Origin of the sequence: Simplicispira suum, from assembly GCF_003008595.1 — a bacterium.
Lineage (GTDB): Bacteria > Pseudomonadota > Gammaproteobacteria > Burkholderiales > Burkholderiaceae_C > Simplicispira > Simplicispira suum.
On the sequence record NZ_CP027670.1, the window covers coordinates 59,483 to 86,123 of the forward strand.

The 26,641-nt window shown below is 56.8% G+C and carries 18 protein-coding genes and 1 pseudogene; 18 read left to right on the forward strand and 1 reads right to left on the reverse strand.

Annotated elements, in window-relative coordinates:
* The 18 genes and pseudogenes from C6571_RS20055 to C6571_RS20065 form a co-directional block, all read left to right on the forward strand.
* The gene (locus tag C6571_RS20055; RefSeq protein WP_245901602.1) at positions 1 to 3,753 is read left to right on the forward strand and encodes a hypothetical protein; all 3,753 of its coding nucleotides are present in this window, start codon (positions 1 to 3) and stop codon (positions 3,751 to 3,753) included.
* A 114-nt stretch (positions 3,754 to 3,867) separates the two neighbouring features.
* Positions 3,868 to 4,461: a hypothetical protein gene (locus tag C6571_RS20060; RefSeq protein WP_245901603.1), complete on the forward strand. Its 594-nt coding sequence runs from the start codon at positions 3,868 to 3,870 to the stop codon at positions 4,459 to 4,461.
* Positions 4,458 to 4,736, forward strand: coding sequence for a type IV conjugative transfer system protein TraL (gene traL, locus C6571_RS18550; protein ID WP_013516240.1), 279 nt, complete (start codon positions 4,458 to 4,460; stop codon positions 4,734 to 4,736). Before C6571_RS20060 ends, traL begins: the two co-directional genes overlap by 4 nt.
* Positions 4,733 to 5,509, forward strand: coding sequence for a TraE/TraK family type IV conjugative transfer system protein (locus C6571_RS18555; protein ID WP_106448384.1), 777 nt, complete (start codon positions 4,733 to 4,735; stop codon positions 5,507 to 5,509). Before traL ends, C6571_RS18555 begins: the two co-directional genes overlap by 4 nt.
* Positions 5,510 to 5,517: 8 nt before the next feature.
* Complete coding sequence (locus C6571_RS18560; protein WP_106448385.1) at positions 5,518 to 6,651, forward strand: TraK domain-containing protein; 1,134 nt, start codon at positions 5,518 to 5,520, stop codon at positions 6,649 to 6,651.
* Complete coding sequence (locus C6571_RS18565; protein ID WP_106448386.1) at positions 6,648 to 8,078, forward strand: TraB/VirB10 family protein; 1,431 nt, start codon at positions 6,648 to 6,650, stop codon at positions 8,076 to 8,078. Before C6571_RS18560 ends, C6571_RS18565 begins: the two co-directional genes overlap by 4 nt.
* Before the next feature lie 5 nt (positions 8,079 to 8,083).
* Positions 8,084 to 8,593: a type IV conjugative transfer system lipoprotein TraV gene (traV, locus tag C6571_RS18570; RefSeq protein WP_245901604.1), complete on the forward strand. Its 510-nt coding sequence runs from the start codon at positions 8,084 to 8,086 to the stop codon at positions 8,591 to 8,593.
* A gap of 35 nt (positions 8,594 to 8,628) precedes the next feature.
* Positions 8,629 to 8,964, forward strand: a complete 336-nt coding sequence (traA, locus tag C6571_RS18575) for a TraA family conjugative transfer protein (protein WP_013516245.1) — start codon at positions 8,629 to 8,631, stop codon at positions 8,962 to 8,964.
* A gap of 10 nt (positions 8,965 to 8,974) precedes the next feature.
* Complete coding sequence (gene traC / locus C6571_RS18580) at positions 8,975 to 11,419, forward strand: type IV secretion system protein TraC (protein WP_106448388.1); 2,445 nt, start codon at positions 8,975 to 8,977, stop codon at positions 11,417 to 11,419.
* Entirely contained in the window at positions 11,412 to 11,927 is a 516-nt protein-coding gene (locus C6571_RS18585) for a hypothetical protein (RefSeq protein WP_245901588.1), read from the forward strand. Before traC ends, C6571_RS18585 begins: the two co-directional genes overlap by 8 nt.
* 110 nt (positions 11,928 to 12,037) lie before the next feature.
* A complete protein-coding gene (gene lepB / locus C6571_RS18590; protein ID WP_106448448.1) occupies positions 12,038 to 12,589 on the forward strand; it encodes a signal peptidase I in 552 nt (183 codons plus the stop codon).
* Positions 12,590 to 12,758: 169 nt separating this feature from the next.
* A complete protein-coding gene (locus C6571_RS18595; RefSeq protein WP_245901590.1) occupies positions 12,759 to 13,736 on the forward strand; it encodes a TrbC family F-type conjugative pilus assembly protein in 978 nt (325 codons plus the stop codon).
* Positions 13,736 to 14,890 (forward strand): TraU family protein, encoded by a 1,155-nt coding sequence (locus C6571_RS18600; RefSeq protein WP_106448389.1) that lies wholly within the window; start codon positions 13,736 to 13,738, stop codon positions 14,888 to 14,890. The genes C6571_RS18595 and C6571_RS18600 overlap by 1 nt, the downstream gene beginning before the upstream one ends.
* A gap of 14 nt (positions 14,891 to 14,904) precedes the next feature.
* Complete coding sequence (traN, locus tag C6571_RS18605; protein WP_106448450.1) at positions 14,905 to 18,897, forward strand: conjugal transfer protein TraN; 3,993 nt, start codon at positions 14,905 to 14,907, stop codon at positions 18,895 to 18,897.
* A 412-nt stretch (positions 18,898 to 19,309) separates the two neighbouring features.
* Positions 19,310 to 20,293 carry a hypothetical protein gene (locus C6571_RS18615; RefSeq protein WP_245901592.1) on the forward strand — a complete coding sequence of 328 codons (984 nt, stop codon included), beginning with the start codon at positions 19,310 to 19,312 and terminating at the stop codon, positions 20,291 to 20,293.
* Between the two features lie 41 nt (positions 20,294 to 20,334).
* Complete coding sequence (traF, locus tag C6571_RS18620; RefSeq protein WP_245901605.1) at positions 20,335 to 21,261, forward strand: conjugal transfer protein TraF; 927 nt, start codon at positions 20,335 to 20,337, stop codon at positions 21,259 to 21,261.
* 2 nt (positions 21,262 to 21,263) lie between these two features.
* A complete protein-coding gene (locus C6571_RS18625; protein ID WP_106448393.1) occupies positions 21,264 to 22,772 on the forward strand; it encodes a conjugal transfer protein TraH in 1,509 nt (502 codons plus the stop codon).
* A gap of 8 nt (positions 22,773 to 22,780) precedes the next feature.
* A pseudogene (locus C6571_RS20065) lies at positions 22,781 to 24,190 on the forward strand (conjugal transfer protein TraG N-terminal domain-containing protein); the annotation flags it as partial.
* A gap of 603 nt (positions 24,191 to 24,793) precedes the next feature.
* Here C6571_RS20065 and C6571_RS20070 read toward each other — a convergent pair.
* Positions 24,794 to 25,243: a hypothetical protein gene (locus C6571_RS20070; protein WP_245901594.1), complete on the reverse strand. Its 450-nt coding sequence runs from the start codon at positions 25,241 to 25,243 to the stop codon at positions 24,794 to 24,796.
* Between the last annotated feature and the right edge of the window lie 1,398 nt (positions 25,244 to 26,641).

A 26,641-nucleotide genomic window follows, 5' to 3' on the forward strand; every position in this document is an offset into this window, starting at 1 on the left:
ATGAAAATGGCTTTGAAATCATTTCCGATTGCTTTTCTGCTTTGCGCGGGCGGCATGTACAGTGCCCAGGCAAATGCCGCTCCTGTGCAACGAGTATGCGATGTGAATGGTGTAGATGCGTGTCTCGAAACCGGGGCCGTCGCCCCGACCGGAGCCGTTTTATCGATCCAGGGCTATGCATATGATCTCGCAACGGGAGACAAGCCTATTGGCATCTCGGGCGCCTACATCACGGTGCAAAACGAAGAGTCGTTCCAACGGTACAAGCTACCGATGACGGCTCTTGAGGCTCGCCCTGACGCCATAGGGGCGTCTATCGGTGACGGGACGCTTAAACCGGAAGATTATGGAATTGTGAACGCCGGGTTTGTTGCCCAGGTGTTCATGGCTTCTTTGCCGCCCGGAAGCTACTCGGTGCAGGAAGCACGGATCGTCATGAAAAACTCCGGTTTGGTGAAGCTTGATCTTTCAAGCGCCGATCAAAGAGCGTCCTTTCGCGTTGAAGGTGCAGACAGCGGCTTTGAGCTGGTGAAAACCGATGGCACAAAAATTCCCTTGACCTTGGGAAAGCTGAGCAATGGCACCATCCCGGTGACGGGCTATCCACCGCTGCGCAATGACAACTACCAAATCAACGCGCGTTTTGCCGGAGCAACGGGCCCAATCGTCAAAAACATCTCCTTCAAATATCGACGCCCAGAAATCAGCATCCCCATCTCCTTGCCGTTGGTTGAGGGGTTCCCAGGGATAATCTCGCGATTGACTGCGGCCAATCCGCTAAATAATAGGCCGTTGGACCTTCAAAGCCTTCCAGTCGTTGTGGATCAGGTCCAGAACTCCTCTACCTCTATTAATGGTACAGGTATCAACGTGGGCTCAAGTATTCAACTTGACACCTTTGGCGGTAGTGGTTCCTATCAATTCAATTTGTCTGACGCCGACTCTACGGAAGGGCAGAACCTCATTAATTTATGGCTGAATACTCCCGACGCCCCGAACGTTAAGATTACTGCTACCCGATGGGACCCGGATAAAAAGGTTGTTGTAGTAAAGAGCACCGAGCAGGCTCCGATTAAGGTGGTTGATGTTAACTTGCAGGCCTCGTTGATAGGGCCCTCAGCAGAAACCTGTCAGGTGCTTCGCTCCATCAAGACAGAAAATATTATTGGCCAGTATAGCGGCACTGACTGCGCCATACGTTTTGATGAAATGCCGGAGGGGATTAAGCACAACCAATATATTTCGAACTCTGTAGCCGGGGCCCTTCCTTCCGTGGGCGTGAACGATTTCAAATACAGCGTGGGGGTTATCTATACCGATCCAACCACAAAGAAAACGCATTTCTATCCGTCCAGGTCGGGGGTGTCGGTCTTGCATATGACCGGGGTGGCTCCTGACCCGATTGCTCTCTCGTTCCGAAGCGACAAACTCCTGCAGCCCTTCTACGACGACAACCAAGCTGTGTTTCCTGGCAAAAAGTTTGGCTTCGTTGATAGCCTGCAGCCACGGGCGCTTGGGATTGTGGATGTTGCGAGCGCACATCGCGGTGTGCGTACACGTGTGACATATCCTGACGGCAGCTCCAAGGAAGCCTATTCCACGGTGTTCACCTCAGCGGTGCCGCTTGCCATGAGAATCGACGAGCCATGGGAAGAATTGCCGGTCACGGTCGAGTCCTGGTACGAGAAGGCCCCCGAATACAAGACCACTGAGAACCTGACCTTCGTTGGCATTCCCTTGGGCCCTATCGTCGATTTGGAGAAATCCTTCGTCTCGCACGACAAGGCCGCGACCATCATTCATGGCTCACTTGGGCTGGTCAAAGGCCAAACGCGCGTGTTTGACCCCAACACCATGGGTACGTGGAAAGTGGTCATCCGCAACGACAAAACAGCCGAGGTCATGAGCGCGCCGGTGACGGTCCAACCGGATGGGTCTTTTGCAGTAAATCTTGGAACCCTCGCCGCAGGCACCCGCTATATCGTGGCCGAAGCCTCGATGGTCACCGCCAGTGGCGCTGTGGCCACCAGCTCGGCCAAGTCCAAACTGCGCGCGCTGATCACCTCTCCGGGCCAGCCGATCACGGCAAGCCTCAATGTGCGCACCACGAGCGGCAGGGCGCCGTTTATGCAGACGGTTGCTGTCAACTTCACAGATCCGAAGATGCAGCCCGCGGTGCGTGAAGTCGCGTGGGAGCGGCAGAGCGAAGGCGGGGTCTGGGAACCCGTCTTTCGCAAGGGCACGAGCACCCAATACAGTGGCGTCAACTTCATTGCGCAACTGGATGAACCCGGTAAGGCGAATTTCCGCGCTGTGTTGACAAACAAATACTCGGGCGCAGTGTATGCAACAGATCCAGTCGAGCTAGAAGCTTTTGGGATGCCAGAATTCAAGGTTGTGGCTCCGTCAATCGTCCTGGCGAAGCAGCCCGTAACGTTTGTGATTGAAGAAGAGCCCGGATTTGAGGCCGAGTACACCTGGCACCTCATCTCGTCCTTTGGTGCTGTGAATATTGGTCCGACAAACGGGAAGACGTTTACTTTCACGCCGAATGAAGTCAAAAGCTATGGTGTAGAGGTGTTTGGGAAGCAAAAGGGTGCTCCCGACAATCCTGCCGCAAATGTAAAGAAGACGGTAGCGGTTCGCGCGGTGAATCCTCTGGCCTCAAGGGCAACGATCAATGGCCCGAAATTGCTGGAGACCAACAAGCCCTACCAATTCACCGCCAAGATCAACGATGTTGTTTCCGACAGCAAGGGCAAGGGTTACGAGCTCAAAGGCTACTGGATTCTTCCGGATGGCACCAGAGTGGACGGCACCGAGCTGACATTCACGCCGCGAGCGAACGATAAGGTTCTCAGTTTCTATACCTACGTGGAGGGTTATCCTGAAGACACCTCCGTTTCCACATATTCGTTCAGCACGTGGACATATACCTGGCCATCGGACTGGGCGATTCGCCTGCAGCCCCTGTACCTTGACGTACCCGCCTCCGTGAAATTCAGTGTGGAAACAAATTCAGTGCGCCTGCAGGATCTGCACGGCGAACCATTGACCTACACCTGGTCTCTGCCCGAAGGCGTGAGTCAGAGCTATGGCACGGACAGTGCCGGCACGCTGGCAATCAACAAGTTTGGGAAATATCAGTTGGCGGTGCAAATCTCTGATACCAGGGGAAATGTCACCAACATCACCAGTGAGGAATTCACGATATTGCCTCCAGCAACGGTGGAAACAAACGTCTCCCTGCTGTCCAAATATGGGGACAAGTTCTATTCTCCCGGCGCCTATTACCTCGGGGTAAAAATTAACAAACTCCCCCGCGGGGACTCGTTCCTGCGCAACGAGGCGTGGGTGAACGATAGCAAGGTAGGGGAGTTCACTGGATCTGGGCACTACGTCGCGTTTGCCGAACCAGGTGCGTATGACGTAACCGTCCGAACCATTACGAAGAGCGGCAACTATGGGGAGCAGTCGATCTCGCAACAGGTCCAGGCCCCACCTGCGCCGGTATGCGAGATCAAAGTCTCCAGCACGACCAGTGGTTCCTTGATCACACCGGCTTGCACCGTTGAAGCGGGATATATCAAGTCGTACACGTGGAACTACGTCCTTGGGGGACAGGCCCAGGTGGCGACCTCAAAATCATTCCTCGTCACCAAGAAGTGGCTTTCTGACAATGCCATTGGCACGGTCAGCCTCACTGTAGAGAGCGAGCTGGGCGCGAAGTCCACGCACCAAGTTACCTACTAGAGGCTGCACAAACAGGACGCAAACAGGCGCTTTTCGCGCCTGTTTTTTTTTGGCCGCTCTCTACAGTTCAAGCCAATGAAAGCGTCTTGCGATGAGGCGCAAACAGCGACCCATATGGACACACCCTGGAAATTAGCTCTGATTTTGTTGCCCGCCAGCCTGCTTGCGGGGTGCGCAACGCAATCGCCGATCTCGCAGGTGGAACTTGAAAAGCATTGGGTGCAGAGAAATGTCGAAATTTCCTCGCAGGAATCAGTTTTTGTGAGCAATGAGTTTGTCGGTGTTTCGGCGGACCAGTACAGGCCCATCTCGCTTGAAGATCGCGTGGTTTGGGTGTCTGGAGTTAATCCCAAGACCTCGAAGCTGCAAAGAGGAAATACGCCGGTGGACGCGGCCAGCGTCCAATCGGACTCCAAGAAGAAGCGATTTGTCGTTGAGCGTGTGTTTGGCCTCTCCAATGGAGCGCTGAGTGTCGAGGCGCTCTTTGAGCTGGATCACTTCAAGGCGGCATCCACGGACAGGTTTTATGTGGAAATGCTGACCGCGGGCGAAATGACCGAAGAGAGTGTCAACCAGGTAATGGGAGTCTGGAAAGACCTTCTCAAGCGCCTGCAGGCCAAAGGTTTGAATCCTAAGAACGTGGTGATGGGCGGGGCTAAATATCAGCAAACCGCAGATGCAATTGTGCTTGTAAAGGTAGGTTCATGATTAAGCGCCCGATTCCCAATTATGTGGATGACCAAATGCAAGTGTTTTTTTGGGAGCTCGACGAATTTTTCCCGTCGCTCACCATTTTCGTGGTCATGTTCATGTGGGATCAATTGACTGTCGGCATTGTCATGACATTTGCCTTTGTCAAGTTCTTCGGACGTTTCAAGAGTGCAAATATGGCCGGGGTTCTGTTCCATATGGCCTGGTGGGTGGGCCTGATGAGCATGAACAAGAAATTCGACAACGGCGCAGTCCGCGAGGCTGTTAAATGAATTTGAAGTCCTATCTGACGAGCATGAGTCAGCTTCAAACGCTGACGCTCACCGTCATCTTGTCCAACGTGATCCTGGCTACCGGGTTGGTATTCGCCTTGATCAATATTACCGGGCAGCGCGAGCGGGTCGTTTTGGTCCCTCCATCTTTGGATAAAAAGGCCGAGATAGCCTGGGAAAGTGCTAACAAGGATTATCTCAAGAGCTTCGGGCTCTATGTTGCGACCATGGTCGGGAACATACAGCCGAAATCATCTTCGGTGGTGCTCGATACGGCCTCTGTTTTCATGGATCCCGAGATCTATTCGGAATTTCGCAAGCAACTGATTGCGATTATTGAAGACCCGGTTTTCAAGGCGTCGGGTTCCGTTATTTCATTCATGCCCCAGTCTGTTCAATTCGAACCCGAGACCAGTCGAGTCTTTGTCATCGGTTCGATTGTGACCAGCACGTCCGGATCTACCAAATATCAAAAGAACGTTGTCTATGAAGTTGGCCTCAAGATTCGTGAGGGTCGGCCATGGGTAACCCATTTCACCAGCTATGAAGGTACGGCCATTCGCTCGGTAAATTGGTGGGCACAAAAGAGCTCCCGCGATGATTCGGTAATTCCTGACTATGCGTTGCCCGAAAAATGGAAAAAGGATGAGGTCAAGAGCGCGCCTGAAGCGGATTTCTCCGCGATGCATTTCCCTTCGACGCCGGCCGCTAGCGATGCTGAAAAAGGCTCGGCTGAAGTTCTTCCGGCAGCAAGTGAAGAAACCATCAATTAGGCAGCAGTATGCAAGTGGAATTTAAAAAGAAGGCGCTGCTGACCGTGTTGCAGGCCGCCCTGGTCGCGGGATCGTTCGCCGCTCACGCTGCAGAAGAGGCCGGCACTGCACCGACTCCGGTTACTGCCCCTGTTCAACAGAAGGCCCCAACTGCCCCGGCCCCGAGCGAGGAGGGTTCCGCTGGAGCAAAGCCGGAGCCGCTGGCGCGTTTCCTGGTCAAGAAGGGGAGCGGTGGTGCAAAGACAGTGGGCACAGCGCCTGAGGTGCGACTTCCCGAAGGCCCTCTGGGCGCCGCTCCCGGTGACATCGGGGTTCTTCTTGCCGATGGCCAGCCGAAAGCGCCCGAGAGCCTGAACCAGGCAATTGCCGAAGCGCAAAAAGCTGCGGGTCAGCCCCTCGATCACGTGCAACGCGAAATCAATATGCCGGGGCTGAAAAAGGACGACCCCTCGCTCAAGCCCTTCGTGTTGCACACGCGCAATGGGGTCAATGAAATTGTCCGGATGTCCTCGCGTCTTCTCAATCGCGTCGCCACCCCATTCAAGAAACCTACGGTTATCGACACCTCCGAGTCCACCAGCAAGGTGATTGGCAGCGATGTGTACTTCTTGCCGCACGGGGATCAGCCGATCGGGCTCTTCATCGCGGACTCAGCCAATACGTCTCAGACAGTCAGCCTGACGGTGATCCCCGACAACACGATTCCTGGCCAAAACCTGATCGTCAAGCTCGAAGACCTCCGAACGATCAAGAGCCTCGCGAATGTGACCGATTCGGAAGCCCAGGTCCTGCATCCGCAGGCCAATGACTACACGAGCATGGTGCGCTCCTTGCTGGCCAGCGCAGCGCGCGGAACAGTGCCTGGCTTTTCACCTGTACCCCTTGAAGGCGGCGTGGCGCAGATGGGCGACATGGCGATTGAGCCCGAGTTGACCTTTGCGGGCTCAGTGGCAGACATCTACCGCTATCGACTCGTCAACACCAGCGACAAACAGATTGACCTGGTGGAGACCGCGTTCTTCCGCGAGGGCGTGAAGGCTGTGAGCTTCTTCCCTCACACCAGCCTCCAACCCAAGCAGGTGAGCTATGTGTTCATCCTCGCTGACAAGCCTGAAAGCGCGGCACAGGGAGCGTCGCAATGAGCCTTGCATCGAGCTTCAGCAACCTCTCTGCCAACCAGAAGCGGACCACCATGGTGGTCGCCGCGATCGTTGCGATTCTGGGCATCAGCATCCTTCTTGCATCGGTTTCCGAGCGCAAGGTCAATCGGCTGCCCCGCGCCAACAAGGCAGAAGTCACCGTTGTATCGCCTTCTCGAACAACGGGCGTGGAAGCGTTTGCAGCGCAATTGGCCAATCTGGAAAAGGCGCAGCAGGATCTGAAAAGCGAGATGAAGTCCGTCTTGCGCAACGCCGGGTCGGCCAAGCCAAGCGATCAAGGTGAGGACGCACCCAAAGAGGCGCCCCAACTTGAAGACGTCCTGCCTGAGATTTCGGGCCAGACCAGCATCTTTGAAGCTCCCGCGAAAAAGGGGCCGGAGCTGCCCATGACGACTCCAGCGGTTCCAGTGGCACCGAGGGTGGATGCTGCCCCGGCCACGGTTGTCCCGCCGCCTGCTCCTCCAACTATCCGAATGATCGGCGAAGAGGGCGAGCTCACCGACGAGAAAGTCTCGAAGCTCAACACGCCCGCCGAAGCGGCCAGGACAGAGAAGAAGGTCGAGTCAGCCTTTGTGCCGGCCGGGTCCATGTTCACCGGTGTGCTGCTCTCCGGACTTGATGCGCCCACATCGGCCGTCGCTCAGAAGAACCCGACGCCTGTCGTGGTGCGCGTCAAACGCGAGGCGATTTTGCCCAACTACGCATCACTCGACGTGCGGGAGTGCTTTGTGATGGCGGCGGGCTATGGCCAGCTCTCCAGTGAGCGCGCCCTGATGCGGGCGGAAACGCTCTCCTGTGTACGCCAGGACGGCAACGTGATTGAAACCAGTCTGGACGCCTACATCGTGGGTACGGACGGCAAGGTCGGTATCCCCGGACGTTTGGTGTCCAAACAGGGCCAAATGATCGCTCAGACCCTTGTCGCGGGAACCCTGGGAGGCATGGGGCAAATGCTTGGCCGCTCGCGCGTTCCGCAGCTCAATATCAACGGGCAAGGCGCGCTGTACGAGGACGAGTCGATGTCCTCAATCGCCCAAACCGGTATCGCCGGAGGTATCGGATCCGCGACAAACATGATCGCGAAGTTCTATCTGGACATGGCCAAAGAGACCTTCCCGGTTGTCGAGATCCCTGCTGGTGAGGTGGTGACGGTGGTGGTGACCCGCGGCTCATCGCTGCCACTCAAAGGGTCGTCAAGCCTTCAACGCATCTCTGCGCCCAACGAGAACCAACGGAACGCTCAGGGCACGGCCTCGCGCGCAGAACCTCCACGCCGCGTAACGGACGCTCGGCCGGCGAACCCAGGGCAGATCGTGGCGCCCGCTGAAGCGGCCATCAAGTCCGCCGTCGCGGCGACTGCGGGCGTGAAGCCCCCCGTCCAAAACTTCCAAAACGGCCTCGGCTGGTAATGATCATGTACCCCCTCCAATCGCGCCCCGCTTTATTCGCCGCTGCTGTCGCGGCATTGCTCCTCAGCGGCTGCGCTGGCCCGCTCAATACCGCAGACAACTCGGAATTCGCGTGCAGCGACCGCGACTGCCCGACTCCGTTTGAGGTTTACAACGCAACGAACTCAGCGCCGCCATCTGTCCGCAACGGACGCACGCCAGAGAAGTGGAACAAGGGCGCGAAAGGCAATGGGGCCGCGGAAAAGCAGCAAGAGCAAACCGCTATGCCGGCCTTGGACCTCACCCAGGCGGTAGCAACAACCGTGCGCCTGCAAGACCCTGCGCAAAAGACTGCGCAACCCATCCGCGAACCGAGCCAAGTGATGCGCATCTGGATCGCTCCTTGGATTGACCAGGGCGACAACCTGAACTGGTCGGGCTATGTCTATACCGAAGTGACGCCCAAGCGCTGGGCCTTTGGTGAGCGTCAGATCCGCTACCAAAGTCTCGCGCCTCAATTCGTGCAACCGAAATAACGATTTCCCTCAACCGCCTCAAGAAAGGTACTACCGTGAAAAGCAAGCTCCAAAACAATTCCAAGCTGGTCCGCAACGTGCAAACCGCACTGCTGCTGGCAGTCGCCGTCTCGCTCCCCATGCAAGCCATGGCCGGGGCGGGCGGCAGTGAGTTCACCCAGGTCTATGACCAGTTGACCGGTTGGTCCAACGGCATTTTGGGCAAGTCGCTCGGCGTGGCGGCGTTGCTTGTCGGCCTGGGTGTGGGCGTGATCAAGCAGTCGGTGATTGCCGCTGTCGTGGGCGTCGCCATGGCGCTGACCGCGGGTTTCGGCCCCGGCGTGATCGACGGCGTGATCACCTCGGGAGTGTCCATCGTCAACGCCATCTAAAACGCCAAACATGTCCGCCCTGCACCGCAAGTTTCAACGCGCCGCTGAGCGCATATCGCCCGACGAGTACATCCCAGTGGTGGCCTACGACGAAGAGAGCGGTGTGCTCATGACCGATGATGGTCATATCGGTGTTTGCTATTGGGGCGACCCGGTGAACGGGGCGGACGACACAACTGCCGACATGCTCAAAGGGGCGCTCTCCCTGGCGCTCCCTGAAGGCAGCTTTGTCCAACTGTCGATTATCGGGATGCCCGACATCGATAACCAAATTGCTCAATACCAAAATCGGCGAGAGCAAGACATCTATCGGATCCGTGACGTTTCTGCGCGCGACACCCTTCGTGAGTACGCAAAGCGTCGCGCGGAGTTCATGCATGGCGCGGCCCACGTATCCAACATCCCCACCATAGGCACAAAGATTCATGATCGGCGCGTCGTACTGTCGGTGAAGTCACCCTTCAAAGGCAGAACGCCAAGCACCGAAGAGATCGACAACATCGCTGAAACCGGCGCCAAGCTCGCAGAGTCCATGCAAACCTTCGGTTTGTTTCTGCGCCGCATGAATGCCACCCAATATCTGGAGCTGGCCCACCGGCTCACGCACCCGTTTGCACCGCGCAAGATTGACCAGGTGCGAACCGACCAGCTCCTCAAGAACCAAGTGTTCCTGCCAGGCGAGAGCATCGAGGTGCACAAGGACGCATTGTTGTTCAACGACGATACGCACGTGCAGATGCTCGCGGTAGGGCGCTGGCCCAAGAGCAACGACTTGTCCCTGATGGCCTTCATGATCGGGGACCCGCTCGGGGCGAACAATCAGATCAAGCTGCCCTATCACATCAGCTTGACGCTGCACTATCCGAATCAGTACGGCAAAACCACGAGCATGAAGCAGAAGGCCGCCATGATCAACTATCAGGCCTTCGGCCCGATGTTGCGCTTCGTGCCGAAGCTGGCGTTCAAAAAGCAAGGCATGGATGTCCTTGTGAATGCGATGGAGCAGGGCGCCTCGGTCGTGGAAGCATCGCTCACAGTGAGCGTGTACGGGCAGACCCGCGAAGAGTGCTCGCGCCAATCATCGACGCTGCGCACCTACCTGCAATCATTCGACTTCGCGATGGGAGAAGAGCGCTTTGTGGTGCTCTCCTCATTCTGGAATTCGTTCCCGCTCTTTCCTTCTGTCGAGAGCATCAAGAACACCTTTCGTTTCAAGACCATGGCGGTGGAGCAAGCCATGACCTTCGCTCCGATCCTCGGAGAGTGGAAAGGAACGTCCGTTTTTGCCAAGCCTGGCCAGGGCTATGGGATGCTCCTGCAGAGTCGTCGCGGTCAGTTGATGAGCCTCGACCTGTTCGACAGTCCCACGAACTACAACGGCGTGGTCTTTGCGTCTTCTGGGGCCGGCAAGTCGTTCCTCACCCAGTCGATGAACATGGATTACTTGTCGATGGGTGCCAAGGTGTGGGTGATCGACGTGGGACGGTCTTACCTGAAGCAAGCCAAGATGCTCAACGGCTCATTCATTGAGTTTGGGCCGGAGTCAGGGATCTGCTTGAACCCGTTTTCTCGGGTCGTGGACATCGACGAAGAAGTGTCCTTGATCCAGGCCTGCATCGAGAAAATGGCAGCTCCTGAGGACGGGCTCGACGACTACCGTCGCTCGCGCATTGAGGAAGCCATAAAGGCCGTATGGGGGCGCATGGGTACGGGTTCGACCATCACGGACGTGGCCGACTACCTCACGCACCAAGAGGACCAGCGCACAGCCGACATCGGCAACATGCTGTACCGCTTTACGCGCTACGGCTCCGAAGGCTATTGGTTCGACGGCAAGGCGAACGTGGACATGTCCAACGATTTCGTGGTGCTCGAACTCGAAGAGCTCAAAGGAAAGCGCACGCTGCAGCAGGTGGTGTTGATGCAACTCATCAGCAACATCCAGCGCGAGATGTACCTCTCCAATGACGGGCGGCCAAAGATCCTCGTGATCGATGAAGCGTGGGATCTTCTCGATGACCCGATGGTCGGGCGTTTCATGGAGCATGCCTACAGGCGGTTCCGGAAATATGGCGGCGCGGCCATTGTGGTTACGCAGTCAATCGCAGACCTGTACCGCTCTGATTCTGGGCGTGCAATCGCCGCCAACAGCGCTTTCAAATTCATTCTCAAGCAGACGGCCGAGTCAATCGAGCAGGTGAAGAAGGAAGGCCATCTGGCGCTGGGCGACTACGGCTTTTATTTGCTCCAGACGGTGCATTCAATCCCCGGCAAGTATTCGGAGGTGATGTTCTACACCGAGCAGGGGATGGGTGTCGCCCGACTGGTTGTGGACCGCTTTTCACAAGTCCTGTTCTCGACCTCCGGTGCTGAGCGAACGGAAGTCATTGCAAACATCGAGCGGGGCATGAACCCGGTTGAGGCCGTCGAAACGTTTATCGCCAACCATGGATAAGAGAAAAATGCAGGAACGAGAGACCGAGGACCAAGCCCAAGACGACGAAGCAACACGGCAACCCAAGGCCACTGCGGCTGCGCCCAAGAAGAGCTCTGGCCTCTTGCCATTCATGGTGGACGCGCTGGTGGTAGTGGTCATCGCAGTGATCGCTTCCTTTGCCGTGGTGCGCTATGCACCCCAAGACCAGACCGAAAGGCCTCCCGAACCGCAGAAGTTCGCTTACGTGGATATGGAGCGCCTATCAAGGGAGCACATTCTTGGGCTCACCGAACAGGCGCGCAGCGGGGAAATTGATGCGGAGGAGATCACGAAGAGGACTCGCGAATTCGCTCAAGCACTCATGACCGGAATTTCCGCGGTGTCCGAGCAGGGCGTCATCGTCTTCAATGCCAACGCCCTCGCTTCGGTTCCCGCGACCACGGAAGATTTGACCCAAACACTGCAGGAACAGTTGCAGAAATCTGGGCAGATGGCAATACGGAAATCCAAGCAAGCGTCGCCCTAAACAAGGCGAAACCTGGTGCGTTTCGTTGCAATTTACGGCGGACGCAAACCTAGTATTTGAAGCACCTGCAGGCCCCCGCTTGTCGGTGCTTTTTCTATTGGGAATCCACCTTGCAATCGAATTCAATTCATGGCGATCGCGTGATGCACCGCGCGTTGCGAGTCCTTGGAAAGATCCTTGTCGGCGTGATCCTCGCTCTCGCTGCTGGCGTGCTCCTTGCGATGGCCACGGGTTACCGAGTCGGCCTGGATGCGCAGCGCCTCGCCGGTGAGCCCGCCTGCATGCCATTCCTTATCTATGTCTGGCACAAGAACCGGGGCGAGGCGCCGGTGCGCGGCGACTACGTTGTCGCGCGCATGCCCAAGACCGGGCTGGGTGTCGGCGGCCGAGAAGGGGATCGGATCGTCAAGCTCGTCATGGCCGGCCCTGGCGATGAAGTCCGAATCGCAGGGACCGAACTCTGGATCAACGGCAAACACACCGACCGGCTTTGGCTCGCAAAGAGTCTGCCCGGAAAAAAGGTGGGCGACTTTGACACGCATCGGGTGCTTGGACCGCGTGAATTCTTTGTCATGGGCACGACGAAGGAAAGTTTTGACTCTCGCTACTGGGGACCAATAAATCGTGAAGCAATCATTGGCACGGCAATTCCTGTGCTGTAGTTTTTTCGTAATGGCCGGGGCTTCCCACGCAGGAATTGAAACGACCGCTCCATGGCTTGTCCGCGACGACATCACGCAGAAACCCCAGCCCCTCCAAGTCGCTCCCACGCGCACCCTCTCTGACTTCACTCGGCAGCAGCCGCAGCAGCAGCAGTGGATGCAAGACGACATGATGCGACGCTTGCGCGAGGCGGCGCCCAAGGTCGGGCAAGACACGACAGCGCAAGACTTTGACATGCAGGTGTTCATCTCGGCGGGCATGCCCGAAGGGGTCTTGCGCGCCCTGTTTGCGCAGGCCATGGAATTTCCTGCAGGGCGCGTCCGGTTTGTTGTCCGCGGCTTTACTCCGCAAAAGCTCGGCGTGCTGGTGAGCAAGCTCAGAGGCCTGTTCCCCGACCCCCAAACCGACCACATCACCCTTGAGGTGGACCCCAACGCGTTTCGCGCCTACGCCGTTGATGCCGTCCCCCTGTACCTCGTCAAGGATGGCGAGAAATGGTACGAGACCAAGGGCTCGCAAAGCCTGTTTGCAGCACGCGAGAACGTGCAGCAACGCGGAAAAAGCGCGCACGGGGAGCTCTATGCCATTGCCGAGCCCGACATGCTCAGCGTGATTGAAGAGCGCACAAAGAACTTCGACTGGAAGCCGGTGATGGCGCGCGCGCAAGAACGGGCGGCCAAGAACCTTCGCCCTGGGTTTGATCTGCCGACTGCAACGCAGGACGGTACGGCTTACTTCGTGCCGACCTTCCGCGTGCCACACGACATCAAATCGCCCTCTAAAGACGGCGCTGGCCAAGTGCTGTTGGCCAAAGGTGGGCAGACCATCAACCTGTTGGACTACACCCGGCTGCAGGTGCCCGTCATCGTGTTTGACCCATCTGACAAACGCCAGGCGCAAATGGTCAAGCGCTGGATTCAGCAGCCCGAATTTGCAAATGCAGATCTGTTCGTTGTGGGGTTCAACCTTCAGGCGATCGACGCTAAGACGCCGGTCACGGTCGAGATTGCGCAGAGCTACAAGCGGCCCGTCTATCCGTTCCTCTCAAAGCTCAATGACCGCTTCGGCGTGCAGGCCGTGCCTGCGATCGTGCAGCAGGAAGGGCCGCGCCTGCGCATCAGCACCTTCAAACCGGAGGACTTTTGATGCGCCCCATCGTCTTTGTTAAGCGACTCATTTGCCTGCTCGCTCTGCTGCTCTCGACTTCTCACGGCGCGTTTGCACAGCAAGCCATGTCCCTTGGGTGCAACAGCTACAGCCCGCTCGAAACGATGTTCAGTGACGTTTGCTGGTCCGGGATCTTTCCAATCCGGCTGGCCGGGGTCACCTTCATGGACGGCAAGTCCGGTGTGCCCAGCGACGCATCCAAACGTGTGGTTTGCACGTGTGGGGGGGATCTGCTGAAAGGCAAGCTGCCTCGCATCGGATTTACCGTGGGTTTCTGGGCGCCGTCAAAGATCATCGATGTCACGCGGCGGCCCTACTGCATGCCGTCGCTAGGGGGCTTGCAATTGCCTCTTGGGAATGTCGAGTTCCTCAATTCGGGGGCGAACATGGGGCGCGGCGATAACAGCCAGCATTTCTCGAACTGGGTGCTCTACAGCTTTCCGGTCATCTGGATGCTGCGCCTGATTGATGAGGGGGCATGCCCCGCCGATGGGCTCATGGATTTCGACGTGGTTACGGCCAGCCCGATGTTTCCAAACTGGAACGACGTGCTGGGGCGCTACACGGCCTTCGTCAACCCGGAAATGCTCCTGTTTTCCGGCGCCACGTCGCTGTACGCGCTACCTGCCGATGCCGCCGCGGCTACGGCTGGGCAGCCCATCAATGATCTCTTCTGGGTCGCGGGAGCATGGGGCCCCGGATACCCCATGACCGGCTTCTCCAATGGGGGGACTGTGGACCATCAGATCGAGCCGGTCAGAGCCACGAGCTTGTCGGCATTTCGTGGGCTCTCCCTGATGCACCGACTGGGCTTTTTGTCGGAGACCATCGGCACGGACAACCTGTGTGAGCGCAACCAGCGCTTCGTGATTCGCAAGGACGCCTACCGATGGCAATTCCTGGCGCCCTCACCAGAGAGCGATGGGCCAGCAGAGGGAGCGCCGCCACCGGTGAACTCCACCAACCAGGTGCGCGAGGTCAACCCACCTTCACGCTACAGCACCTGCACCCATCCAACAGGCGCGTCCACCGTGGGCTGGGGGATGTGGCGAGACGTTCCGGCAACAGGCGAAGACCACTCCTATCTGCTGTTTCAGTGGACGGATTGCTGCTTCGGCGTGTACGGCGATTGAGAGAAGCGCTCAAGATGCAACAGCACATTCGTCCCTGGCCTGTCGTCTTGGTCGGCCGGCTCATGCTGGCAATTGCAGTGGTCGTGTGGCCACTCACCGCACATGTCGCGTACGCCCAAGCAATCGAGCAGTTGCCCATCACCCCGTCACAAGAGGCAGAGGCGTCTTCGTGGCTCGTTGCGCAGTTGACGGCGGATGATCTCAACGAATTCAACCTCATCAACCGGCGCGCCGCGCGACTGCTGCGTGGAGACGGGGCCCCCGCGCCGCTGCGCACGCCCAACGTAGAGGAAGACGCGACTCAGCGAACGCGCGCGCCCGATCTGAGCACCGATCCGGCCGACGAGCAACGCGCTAAGGCCCAGGCGGATCGAGCCCTGCAGCCGCTTGCGCTGCCTGAATTGATTCAAGGCGCGCAGCGTGGAAGCGATGCTGGCCAGGAGATGATGGGGCGAGTCAACCCACCGACGCTGGACATGGAGCGGGTTGAACCCGGTCAGAACGATACGACAGAGGGGCGCCTAAACGTTACCGAGATGCTTCCGGGGTTCAACTCGAAGTCGATGCCGGCATTGACCTCTAAGGGGAGCGAGATTTACAACGACCCGGAGTTGCTCAAAGGCCTCTCTGAACAGAACCGCAGAAACCTGCGCCGAGACGGATGCAGAAAAACCGACTTTGAAGCGCTCGAACTGCAGGACATCTCGCAAGCCGCGTCGTCCCCAAAGCACCGCATTCTGAAAGTCGAATTCTTCGACATCGAGAAACAGGCCATTCCAAACACCAGCCCGGTGGAGTACCTGACGGTGATGAAGCCCACCGTGTACAGCCGGGGCCACGTGGACATGATGGTTGCGACCATTGGAGCCGGTGCAACGGTGTACTGGGACCGCGTGGACGAGACCTACGCCATCAAGTACACCTACACGCCTTTTTCGGCCGCAAAGAATCGCAACTACTTCACCTACAACCATCGTTTCGCTGTGGATGGTGGGGCAGGGGTACAGGTGTTGAGCAACGCGGGCATTGTCAGCTATGGCAGCCCCGGCGATGGGTGGAAGACGGTGGCGTCTCAGGCCGTCCAATTCGGGGCCAAGGCCTTGTACTTGTCCGCCGATCTCTACCAGGCGAAAGCAACCTACACAGAGGAGACCCCTGGGGTTCCGTGCCCGCCTGACCCACCTCAGATCTGCGAAGTCCCATCGTATGGGGGAGAGATGTTGCGGTGGTGCCCTGGAGCGCCTGGAGCCAACATTGCCCTCATGTACGACGACCAGGCGAATCCCGATGAACGCGTGGTCGCGAAGAAGTACAACGATTTGGCTGCCGCGACGGCCTCGCGGAAAACCTATTCCGATGACTCCTTGCTACGCGCCGGCATCACGCGCGGCTTGAACGCTGGCAGCAGCGCAAGAGCACAAGAACTTGCTGGGCAGTGTCGCCGCGACACGATTTCGCGCATCGAGACACAAGTGGGCGATCCATACGCCGTGCCGAATATGCGCTTGTGCTCAGAGACCCTGGTGAATCCGTATCCACAAGGCTGCAAGAACATACAGCGGTCGTTCGGCCTCACCTACTTGGCTGAGCAGAATTACCTCACGGTACGCGCGTTCGAAAAAATCAAGGTGCCGATCATTGATCCGGTCACCGGAAAGCAGGTGAAGGACTCGGAGGATTACCCGCTCTACACGTACCGCAAAGAACCGGCCAATGTTGCGGGCCCGGTTCGGACGGATTTTCCGATCATGGGTGGGGCCATGTGTCCAGGCGGGGAGGGGTGCTCGACTGAAAAGCTGCCCGATGATCCCCGAGGGGGCAGCGAGGGACCCTATCTGGAGTACATGCACACCCCGGTGGGAGGAGACCCAAAGTCTTATGCGTTTGACGGCGTGTACGTCCAGGCGGGTGGGTCGAGCAACTTCAGCAACTACGGCAAGCCCAGCGAGTCCTGGCGGCCCTCAGGGACCGCGAGCGGCGACGGCACACTGCACCAGTTGCGGCTGATGGCCAAGACGTACTCGGTGCCCATCAACACCTTCGCGGGCTGCGAAAAGTACATGCAGTACGTGGCAGATGGCTTCTGCAAAGGGGGCAAGTTGACGTGTGTGGATACCGCCCCAACCAGATCCATTGGTGGAGTGACGTTCGGCCCTGGGCTTCCCAACAGCGGCATCGTTGAGCTGCTCAAGAATTGGGGTACGGACGCCTCGGCGGTGCACGATGGCATCAGCGATGGTGCTGGGGCCGACCCCACGCCAAATGGCGATCCCATAGTCATGCTGGAAGACAAGATGTGCTGGGCGGCCGAAGGCGAGAGCTTCACGAGCTGCTCCACGATGGAAGATGAAGGGTCGCTCGCGCATTTCTTCAAGCCCGATGGCAGCGAATGGGCCTCGGACTGCGACAGCGTAACCAACGACGATGGCCAGCCAATCACGCAGGCCTGCAAGCCTTCACCAGGCAATAACTCATGCGATTCGCGATTTGAAGGCGTATTTACGGGCGTTTGCTACAACCCAACGCTTGCTTACGATTGCGGAGAAGACAAAGAACCCAACATTCCAGTTGTCGTTGAAGAGCAAGGCGACACGTGCTCTGGCGTGGTCCGGTGTATGGGGACAGAGTGTCACCGCCCGAACCTGAGCGGCAATCACGGTGAGGGCTTTGCGCGAGCTGTATCGGGGATGGAGGCGCTGAACTTCATGATCAGCGAGATGGTGTGCGCAGAAACCGGCGAACCACCTAAGTCAGTAAATGAACCGTGCACCCCGATGGTCTTTGGCGGAAAGCCGATGTATTGTAAGCAGCCAATTGGCCGTCAAATTGGCATTACGCCTGATTGCTGCAAAGAAGCCCGCAAAGGGGCAAAAAGCGGCCCCTCGTGGATCATGTATCTGCAGGCAGCAAAAGCATTGTACAAAATTTCCCGGAATGAGACTGTTCAGCATTTTCTTGGGAATTTCGATGTGTACAACAACGCCTCACAGACGTTTGGAGAAATATCCAAACCAGTTACAGATCTGTATGATTCTGCGTCAACCTGGCTGACTGAAAACGTTGTGGAGCCATTTAACGCTGGTTTCGATAATATGTTTGGAAATTTTGGTTCGGGAGGTGGGGTTAATCCGGCACAGATAGCTGTTGACTCGCCTGTTAAGCAAAGCGCGATAGGCGGGGCGATTGATCAGCTCAAAACGAATTTAATGAATTCCGCTTATGAAGTGCTGAATTCCATAAGTCCGGAGTTGGCCAACAGTGTTTTTGTGAATGGCGGCTTCTCCACGGTTGCATTCACGGAAAGCGCGAAACAAATCCTCGAAACCCTGAATACCGCATTTATGATCTACTCAATCGCCCGGTTGATTGGACACATCATATTTGCATGCAAACAGGAAGAGTACGAGTGGGGAATGAACGACCGTTGGCGTTTGTGCACCTTTGTAGATTCATGTTGCAATAAGAAATTCCTGTTCGTCTGTGTCGAGAAACGTCAGTTGTATTGTTGCTACAAATCAATAGCGACAAGGGTGATTTCTGAACAAATAACCAAACAAAACCTCTCTGGGAGCAAGCCATTCGGTTTTCGCACCGGCCCGAACGGCAGCAAGCTTGGCGGTTGCAAAATTAATTGCGGCGGATTCACTCCTCTGGAGTTGGCATCTGTGGACTGGTCTCGGGTTGACCTGACCGAATGGACCGATGCACTTGTTGAATCGGGGACCATAAATACGGCCAATCCAGGGCAGTCTTATGGAGTCACCAAGAACTCAGTACCAATCAGTAAAGCGGTTGGGGGGCCGGATGGCGAAGGTGGGGACATCGATGAGCGCGCCGCTGCATACAAGACGGTGGAGGGCTGGCAGCAGAACCAGGGCAAGATGACAACGTTTACCGAAACATTGCGCCAGGACGGCATCGAGCACTGCTACGACCCGAGCAACAACAAGAAAATGCCATTCGTGTATCCAGGCTGCAAACCAAGCCCCGAGCCAACACCGCCTTAAACAGGGCGAAACCTGGTGCGTTTCGTCATGGATTGAGACGAGTGCAACCCTAGTATCCAAACACCTGCGCGCTGAAGCCTGCAGGTGTTTGTTTTGTTTTGGATCACGAGAGTTGCACAGTGGGCGCCTTCCTTATCGCAATCATCCTTTTGGCAGCAGGACTGGCTCTCGTAACCCTGGGGGTGGGGGCATCCAAGAGAAATGATCGCCCCAAAACGGTCAAGAAATTGGGGACCACCAAGAGCCCTGCAGGGCAAGGGGGCACCAGGGTCGCCAGCCACTTGGCTGCGGAAGAGGGGGAAGACCCCGCCGAAATCATCCTGAGCACTCTGCGGATTCCTCCCCCAGACGAGAAGCGCATAGAAGCGGTGGCCCCAAAGAACGATCGACCGGCACCGACCGGGGGGCGCTTGTGAAGTCTCTGTTCCCCACCCTGATCGCCTGGGCCTGTGCCGCGGGGTTCAGCGCCCCCGCTGTCGCAGCAGGAGAGCCAAACCCGGTTGTGCAGATGATTCGCCAGACCGCCAGCAGCAACTCGCGCCTTGGGGTCTGCGTAGCCCTTCAGCGGGCAAACGCAGCCCCGACAAAGGGGGATGACGAAAAGAGGCGCATCGAAGCAATTCAACTGGTCGCGCAGAAGATCAACAACCGAGATCCTCACATGCTGCGAGCTCGGGCCGACGCAGCTCGGCTGGGCTTGTACGGTTTCAAGACCGACCAGAACCTCGCGCTCTCTCTTTACAAAAAAGCCAAGATACCCGATGCCGGATTAAATGCGGCCTTAATGCTGTATCGCGGCACCGATTACAGCAATAACGCTAAGGCCGCAAAAGAAATCCTGAATGTGCTTTATTCGTCCGGGGCAGCCACCGACCGGACTCGGGGGCCGGTAGGCGGCCAGGCGCATTACATTGCCGGCCTTATTCATGAAGGCGGCTATGCGGGGCAGGTGGACATGAAAAAAGCATTTATCCACTTCAGATCGTCCGCAAGAAATTCGTACGTCCCCGGTATATATCACTATCTCCGTCTGATAGTTCGTAACCTACCCGAATTGACGCGCGCTGAGCAGCAGGTAGCAACGCAAGAGATCCGCCTGATGACAAACAGGTGGCGTTGGCAGGCTGCCGAAATCATGATGATCAATGGTGATATGCATGCGGGAGGTTGGTTCCCTGATGATAAAGACGGCTATTTCGCACAGTATTACTGGCGAGTAGCTCAAAGAATGGGGGACGGGTCGGTGATACCTAATATCCAATCGCTCCTACAGCAGCGGATCAGGCGAATGTCCAATGAAAATGAAGATCGGCTGCAGAACGATGTTCAAGTAGCCCTGCGAAATGTCGCAAACACCAAACACGATCTGGAGTTTTCCGACCTATGTGCCGAGTAGAGTATTGGATTCCACGGCTACTGGGCGCGGCCTGCGCATTGGTGCTTGCAATTTCATGGGTGGAGCCGGCCTTCGCTATTGACCAATTCATTTTAGACAAGGAGGACGGTTGGTTCTGGTACGAGAGGGAGCCCGAGCCAGAAACGCCCGTCAAGCCACCGGAAATAAAACCCGAACCGAAAAAGCCAGTTGAGCCCGCTCCACCCAAGAAGACTCAGCCTCAAAAGGTGGAGCCGCTATCGGTTGAATGGTTTCAAAAAGAGTATCAGCAGATACTCAACAAGGCGATTGATGAACCTTCGCAAGAGAACGTCCGCAAGTACCGCTATGCGACCCGCGTGATGCTCGATAAGGCCAGTAATTTCACGCATGTGTTTCAGCGCGAATCTCTGCTGGATCCACTTCTCGACGAGGCCAACCGCATGCCGTTTTCTTCGGCTTCGCGCGGAAGCTTCATGCGTTTGACCATCGAGGAGCAAGCGAAGGCAATCAAGGCAATCTCCGAGAAGGCGGGGCTGTGGGTTTTCTTGGATGAATCCTGCGCATTTTGCGCATTGCAATACCCCATCGTGGCGCGGATGGCCCAGGACAGAAAACTCACGGTGATCTACATCACCCCAGATGGGAAGCGTCCTCCCTGGATGGCCAAGACCGATGACGTGCGTGCGGAGTCTGGTCAATCCAAATTTCTGCGCATTGGTGTGCGTCCTGCCGTGGCCGTGGTGGTACCGCCCGAGAACGTGACGGTGCTCACCCAGGGATTGCTCTCCCAGGACATGCTGGAAGAGCGGTTGCTCTTTGCCGGAGATCAGTCTGGGCTTCTCAGCAAGGAAATCAGTGACAAGGCGTTCCCAGAGCGTCGCGGCTTGCTCACGCCCGACGACATCAAGGAAATCGGCGGCTCGATGAGCGACGACACCAAATCATTTACCAATTCGGTGCAAGACCGACTGCAAAAAAGGTATTGAACATGTTGTGGAATTTCAAACGCATGGCAACGCGAACGGCCGCGGCAAGCCTGTCCATAGCGGTAGCACTGGGCTCGCTTTCGCTACCGGCCCATGCTGGCCTGAAAGAAGCGCTCAATGAAATGTTCATCGGGACATCGACCAATCCTCAGGCGATCAGCACTCAGCGCCTCAAGGGGATGTACGGCGGTTCCATGACCCTGCGCCCCATCAGCAGTGGGATCAACGTGATTCAATTTGCACCGCCCAAAATTGATGCCGGCTGCGGGGGCGTCGATATATTCTTCGGATCGTTCTCGTTTATCAATGGGGCTCAATTCGAACAATTGATACGCTCGATTGCGGCCAATGCTGTGGGTTTTGCTATCAAAGCAGCCATTGAGTCCATGTGTTCTCCATGCGCCAAACTGATTGCGGAGTTGGAGGCGGCAATGAGAGAGCTTAATGCAATGGCCAAGAACACATGCGCCATCGGTAAGGCTATGCTTACCTCAGCGGGCAGAGGAAAGCTAATGGAGCAGGCTTCCGATATAGGGAAGCGCGTTTCTACTGCTCTGGGAAACTTCGCTGATGAATTGAAGGCAGAGAATAGCCGCAACTATACCAATCCAAACGAAACAGCGAAGGGGACAGGGCCTGGCACGGGGGGTACAGGAGCTGAAGTGGCGGCCAATAACCCATTGGACGGGAATTTGGTTTATCTAGCAGCAAGGGAATCATTGGATAACGGCGGAAATACACTGCGTTTATTTCTCAGCAGAAATGACGCAATCGGCATAGTGATGGGCCTGTATGGCGTCGTGATCGTCAATCCAGAGACCAATACGCCCAGTAATTGCTCTGGCACTACCCCGCCTGAGCGCTGCGTCAAAGACCCAGAAACCTTCGAGCCCACCATTACTCGATGGGACAACCTGATGTACCCGGCGCGGTTTGATCCCGATGGCGTGATGGTGCGCTCATGCGGTGGCTCTGATTGCCGTAGTGTTCCACCCGCAAGACTCCCGCTGGCTACCTGGGGTGGTGTCACGGAAATTATCAATAGGGCCCTGTTTGGTACCTCAGATATTCCAACATCTAAAGCCGATGTTTCACCTGATTCGGTCGTCGGCATGTTTGTGCACAAGTCGGGAGAGGGGGCGTTGAGCGCATCCGCGCGATCTTTGATCAGCGTTGCGCCGCTTCCAATTATCAACCTGATGATGGAAACGCAGGATATTGAAGGGGCATCCATGACCTTGGGGATTCAGCTTGCCGAAGTGCTCCCTCAATACTTGGCCTACAAAATGGCAGTTGAGTTTCAGGGGATCGGTGCAAACGTGTTTTCTGGCCAAACCAAGAAGGATATGCCGGCTCTCTATGAGCGGAACCTGAAAGAGAAAGCGCGCCAACTGGATGCACTCAAACCTGTGGATGGCACCATGGCAAAAATCTTGAATGAGACCACGAAATCTATGGTGAATATTCGAAATCTCACGCGTTCTCAATTGAGCGTGGCCCCTAAACGCTAGGAGTCGAGATGTCTTTAACCATTTATACCGTTTCGGATCCGGCTACCGTTGGGTCAGTGATGACCTCCATGGCTATGTTCTTTACCCAGGACTCGTGGGTAGGGGGAGCCCTCAAGCTCGCTTTGATTTGCAGCCTCCTGGCTATTCTTGCCAAGGGTGTCCTGGCCAGGGAGGGGCTGCGCCTGGATGTCATGCTGATACAGCTCTTGGTAGTAATGGCGGCATTCATCCCGAAGACCACGGTCGTCATTGAGCAGTTTGACAATAACGCCCCTGTGCGTGTGGTGGATGATGTCCCATATGCGATCGCATTTCCCGGAGCAATTGCAGGGGCATTCGCGCTTTACATGACACAAAAAATAGAAACCGTCATGTCAGGAGTTAACGGCAAATATATTGCCCCAAGCGGGGAGCTCGATCCATTTATGCCGGCACGCGTGCTCATGCAAATCGCGACGGCACCTCTCGATCCTGCGAGACACGTGGACCCCAATCTGACGCAGACGCTGTATTACGCCTCGCGCTATTGCGGAAAACCAGAATTGATGAATATCGAATTTGCGCAAACAGCCAATGGTTTTGTTAAGTTTGCCGATGCTTTGAATTCGGACGGGACACCGACATTTATCTATTCGAAGAGTCATCCCTATCGACCTGGTGAACCATCCGGGCAAGTTGCCACCTGCGCGGATGTAGCCACTTATATCAGGGATATAGGATTGCAACTAGCCTCGCAAGACGCTGTTATGTTCAAAAGTACGCTCGACGGAATTGCGCGAACGAGCGACAGCAAGCGTTATAGCGAGAATCAAACGGGGACACAAACAACCAAGGAATGGGTTGACCTCTTGCCTGAATTAAATCGTGTAGCCCCGGCACATGCGGCGCTTGACAACCTGGCCGTGGCCAACTTGATGACCTATACGATCCTCAAACAAACGGCACGGGATTCGCGCAACCCCATAGACGAGATTGTAGAACTCCAGCGTGACACCGGCTTATTCCAGTGGGCGAAAGAAGAATCATCCCAGGCATTGATGGTGACAACCACAGCGCCCAAATTTATGGATATTCTTTTTTTTATTTTCATAGCCGCCACACCCATCGTGATGTTTGTTGTAGCGGCTAACCCTGCCACCGGACTGAAGGTGGCTGCAGGCTATGTGCTTTTTGGATTGTGGACCCAAAGCTGGATTCCTATGCTGGCCATTATCAATGGCTGGTACCAAGCCGAAATTCAGGGATTTGCAGCGCCAGGGGTAGAGGGGCTTACTCCTGAATATTTGTCATCCCTTATGAGGCACGTGCATACAGCCACCATTGCTGCCTCGAACATGCTGCAGTCTGCTCCCTACATGATGTTTGCAATCATGACTGGCAGTATGTTTGCCATGTCCAACATGATTGCTAAAGCCGCACCATCTGGCGGTGCCAGCGCGGGAGGCGAAAGCGGATCTGGAACGGGAGGATCGTCTGGAAAGGGGCCAATGGCAATTGGCGGGGGTGCTCTTGTGGGCAATCAAATCAATCCAGGGGCGCAGTTGCAGGGTCTGCAGCAGGCCCAGGCCTTGGCAGGCGGTCAATCTAGGATAAGGGATTTGAATTCACGAGGAGACGCCAATTCTGTAGTAATGGGTCAACCAACATTTGGTTCAGGCGGAGATGTTTCTGCTGTGGTCGCTGCTGCAACCGAGACATCTGCGGCACTCAGGTCGTCATTAGGCCAGCAGTTTGCTCGGGTAGCTAAAGATAGCGCGAGTTTGGCCAAAGCGTCTTCTTCTTATGTCCGAGGTGACCAGCTTGCCCAGGCACTGCAGTCGGCAGGGTTCGACGCAAACTACCACTCTGATACTGATTCGGTAGTTGGGGATGGGTTTAGCTACTCGATGAAGGATGGAGTTCAAAGTCAGTCACAAGCCGTCTTTGGTGGGAAGGGTGATTTGTCTCTTGGAGGTGGAGTTGGAGGTGGAGGGTTCAATTTTAAAGCCGCAGCGGCATTAGCGGCGGCCCTTAATAAAATTTCAACTGATATTCAGGCATTGGAACACGGCCGAAAGCAAGAAGGGGGGACGAAAGCGACTTCCGGGGGGGGAGTCACCGGGAGGTCGGGTAAGTCGGCAAGCGAGGGAGTGGGCGGAGGATCGGGTGCAGATTTCAAAGAGATGGCGCAAAAGGCCAAAGAGATGTCTGACGCTTTCCAGAATATTGCACAGCAAATCAAGTCGCTCGATCAAGCTGACAAATTTACCCAAACCGCGAGTAACAGTGGGAATGCTGGCACAAGCGCTCAGTTGAAATTTGGCGATATTGCGAACCTCTATGCGACCAAACACAATACGGCGAGCGGCAACGCTGAAGGGGCGCGGCAAAAAGTGATTGCGGCTATTGGCGGCGAATTGGGAATGAAGCTTGGCGAGCAGATCAAGCAAAACCAAGACAAATTGAGAAGTGCCAATACTGGCGCCACCCATGCTCTTTCAGAAGATCAGATTGCCGCGGTAGCTGCATTGCAAGCGCTTGAGACGATGAAGAATCAGAGCGGGAACGCGGGGAAACTAGAAGCGCTATCTGGAATGGCTCGTCTCGCTGCTGCGGCAGGGGCGCATGATGCTTCGCCGGCGATTTCCCAACTTGCGCAGGCTGAGAACGTATTCAAGGGTGTTATAGACAACCTGGCCAGTATGGATAAAGGGGTGCGGCCAGCAGTTGATCAAGCTGCGGCAGGGGCTGCTGCGGCAACGAGTGATGGCACAAACGATATACATCGTCAAAAGGTCGAGGCTCAGCAAAACTCCGATAAAGGACGGGCAGCGGCTACATATGGGAGCGCAGTCGGAGGAGTCGGACGCGTTGATGCCGAGGGGCGGCAAGCTAAGCAGGCGCAAGATGGCAGCGGATTTATTCCCCAGTTTATGCGCGCAATGGATACGAGCGGTCTGATGTTGGAGGCTGGGCAGAGGCAAACGATGCGCCCAACGATCCCCGACATGGCCCCATCAGGTGCCCGTGTTATGGGGAGCGATGCCAAATACGTGAAGCAAGGGCAAGCTGAAGGCTCCGATAGGACACAAAGAGCCGACCAGGCTCCGTCCCGTGCCGCCGTCAAGGATATATATGGGCCGCTCATGGATAGGAAAGAAGGCCAAATTGATGCCGCTAATGAACGCAGAGCAGCGCAAGGCCTTCCATTAATTGATAAGCATGCCGCATTGAGTAAATGGGCCAATACGGAGCTGAAAAATCGGCAAGGCGATAGGGATTTTGAGAGCACGTACGGACAACCGGTACCGAAGCCCGCGAGCGCTGGATCTGCGGGCGCACCTGCGCCGGCGCATCCATCGGCACCATCTCCGGCGCCTTCGCCGGCACCTGTGCAGGCAGTTAGGGGTGCTGCAGCAGGAGGCGCTGCAGCGGCGAATATCGTGACTGGGGCAGCTTCGGCCGGCCTGGTGGCAGCCAGGGCGATTACAGGGGCGCCTGCTTCGTTTGAGCAGCCGAAGGGCGGCCCCCGTAGCGGTAGCGGAGGTGGTAGCGGTGGTGGTGGTGGTGGTGGTGGTTACGGTGGGGATGTGGCACCCCAACCCTCAGCGGCAAAGACCGTTGCGCCTGCCCCGGCCGCCGTGAGCGCGCCGAACGAGGCGGCGCCTCAACCAGCAGCCGCCCCTGCCGTCGCCCCTGCGCCGGTGGCGGCCAGCGCGCCGCCCGAGGCCGCGCCCCATGCTGTAGCCGCTCCCGCCGTCGCACCTGCGCCAGTGGCGGCCAGTGCGCCGACCGAGGCGGCGCCTCAACCTGCGGCAGCACCTGCCGTCGCAGCGGCACCGGCCGCAGTGAGCGCAGCGCCCGAGGCCGCGCCTCAGCCCGCGGCGGCT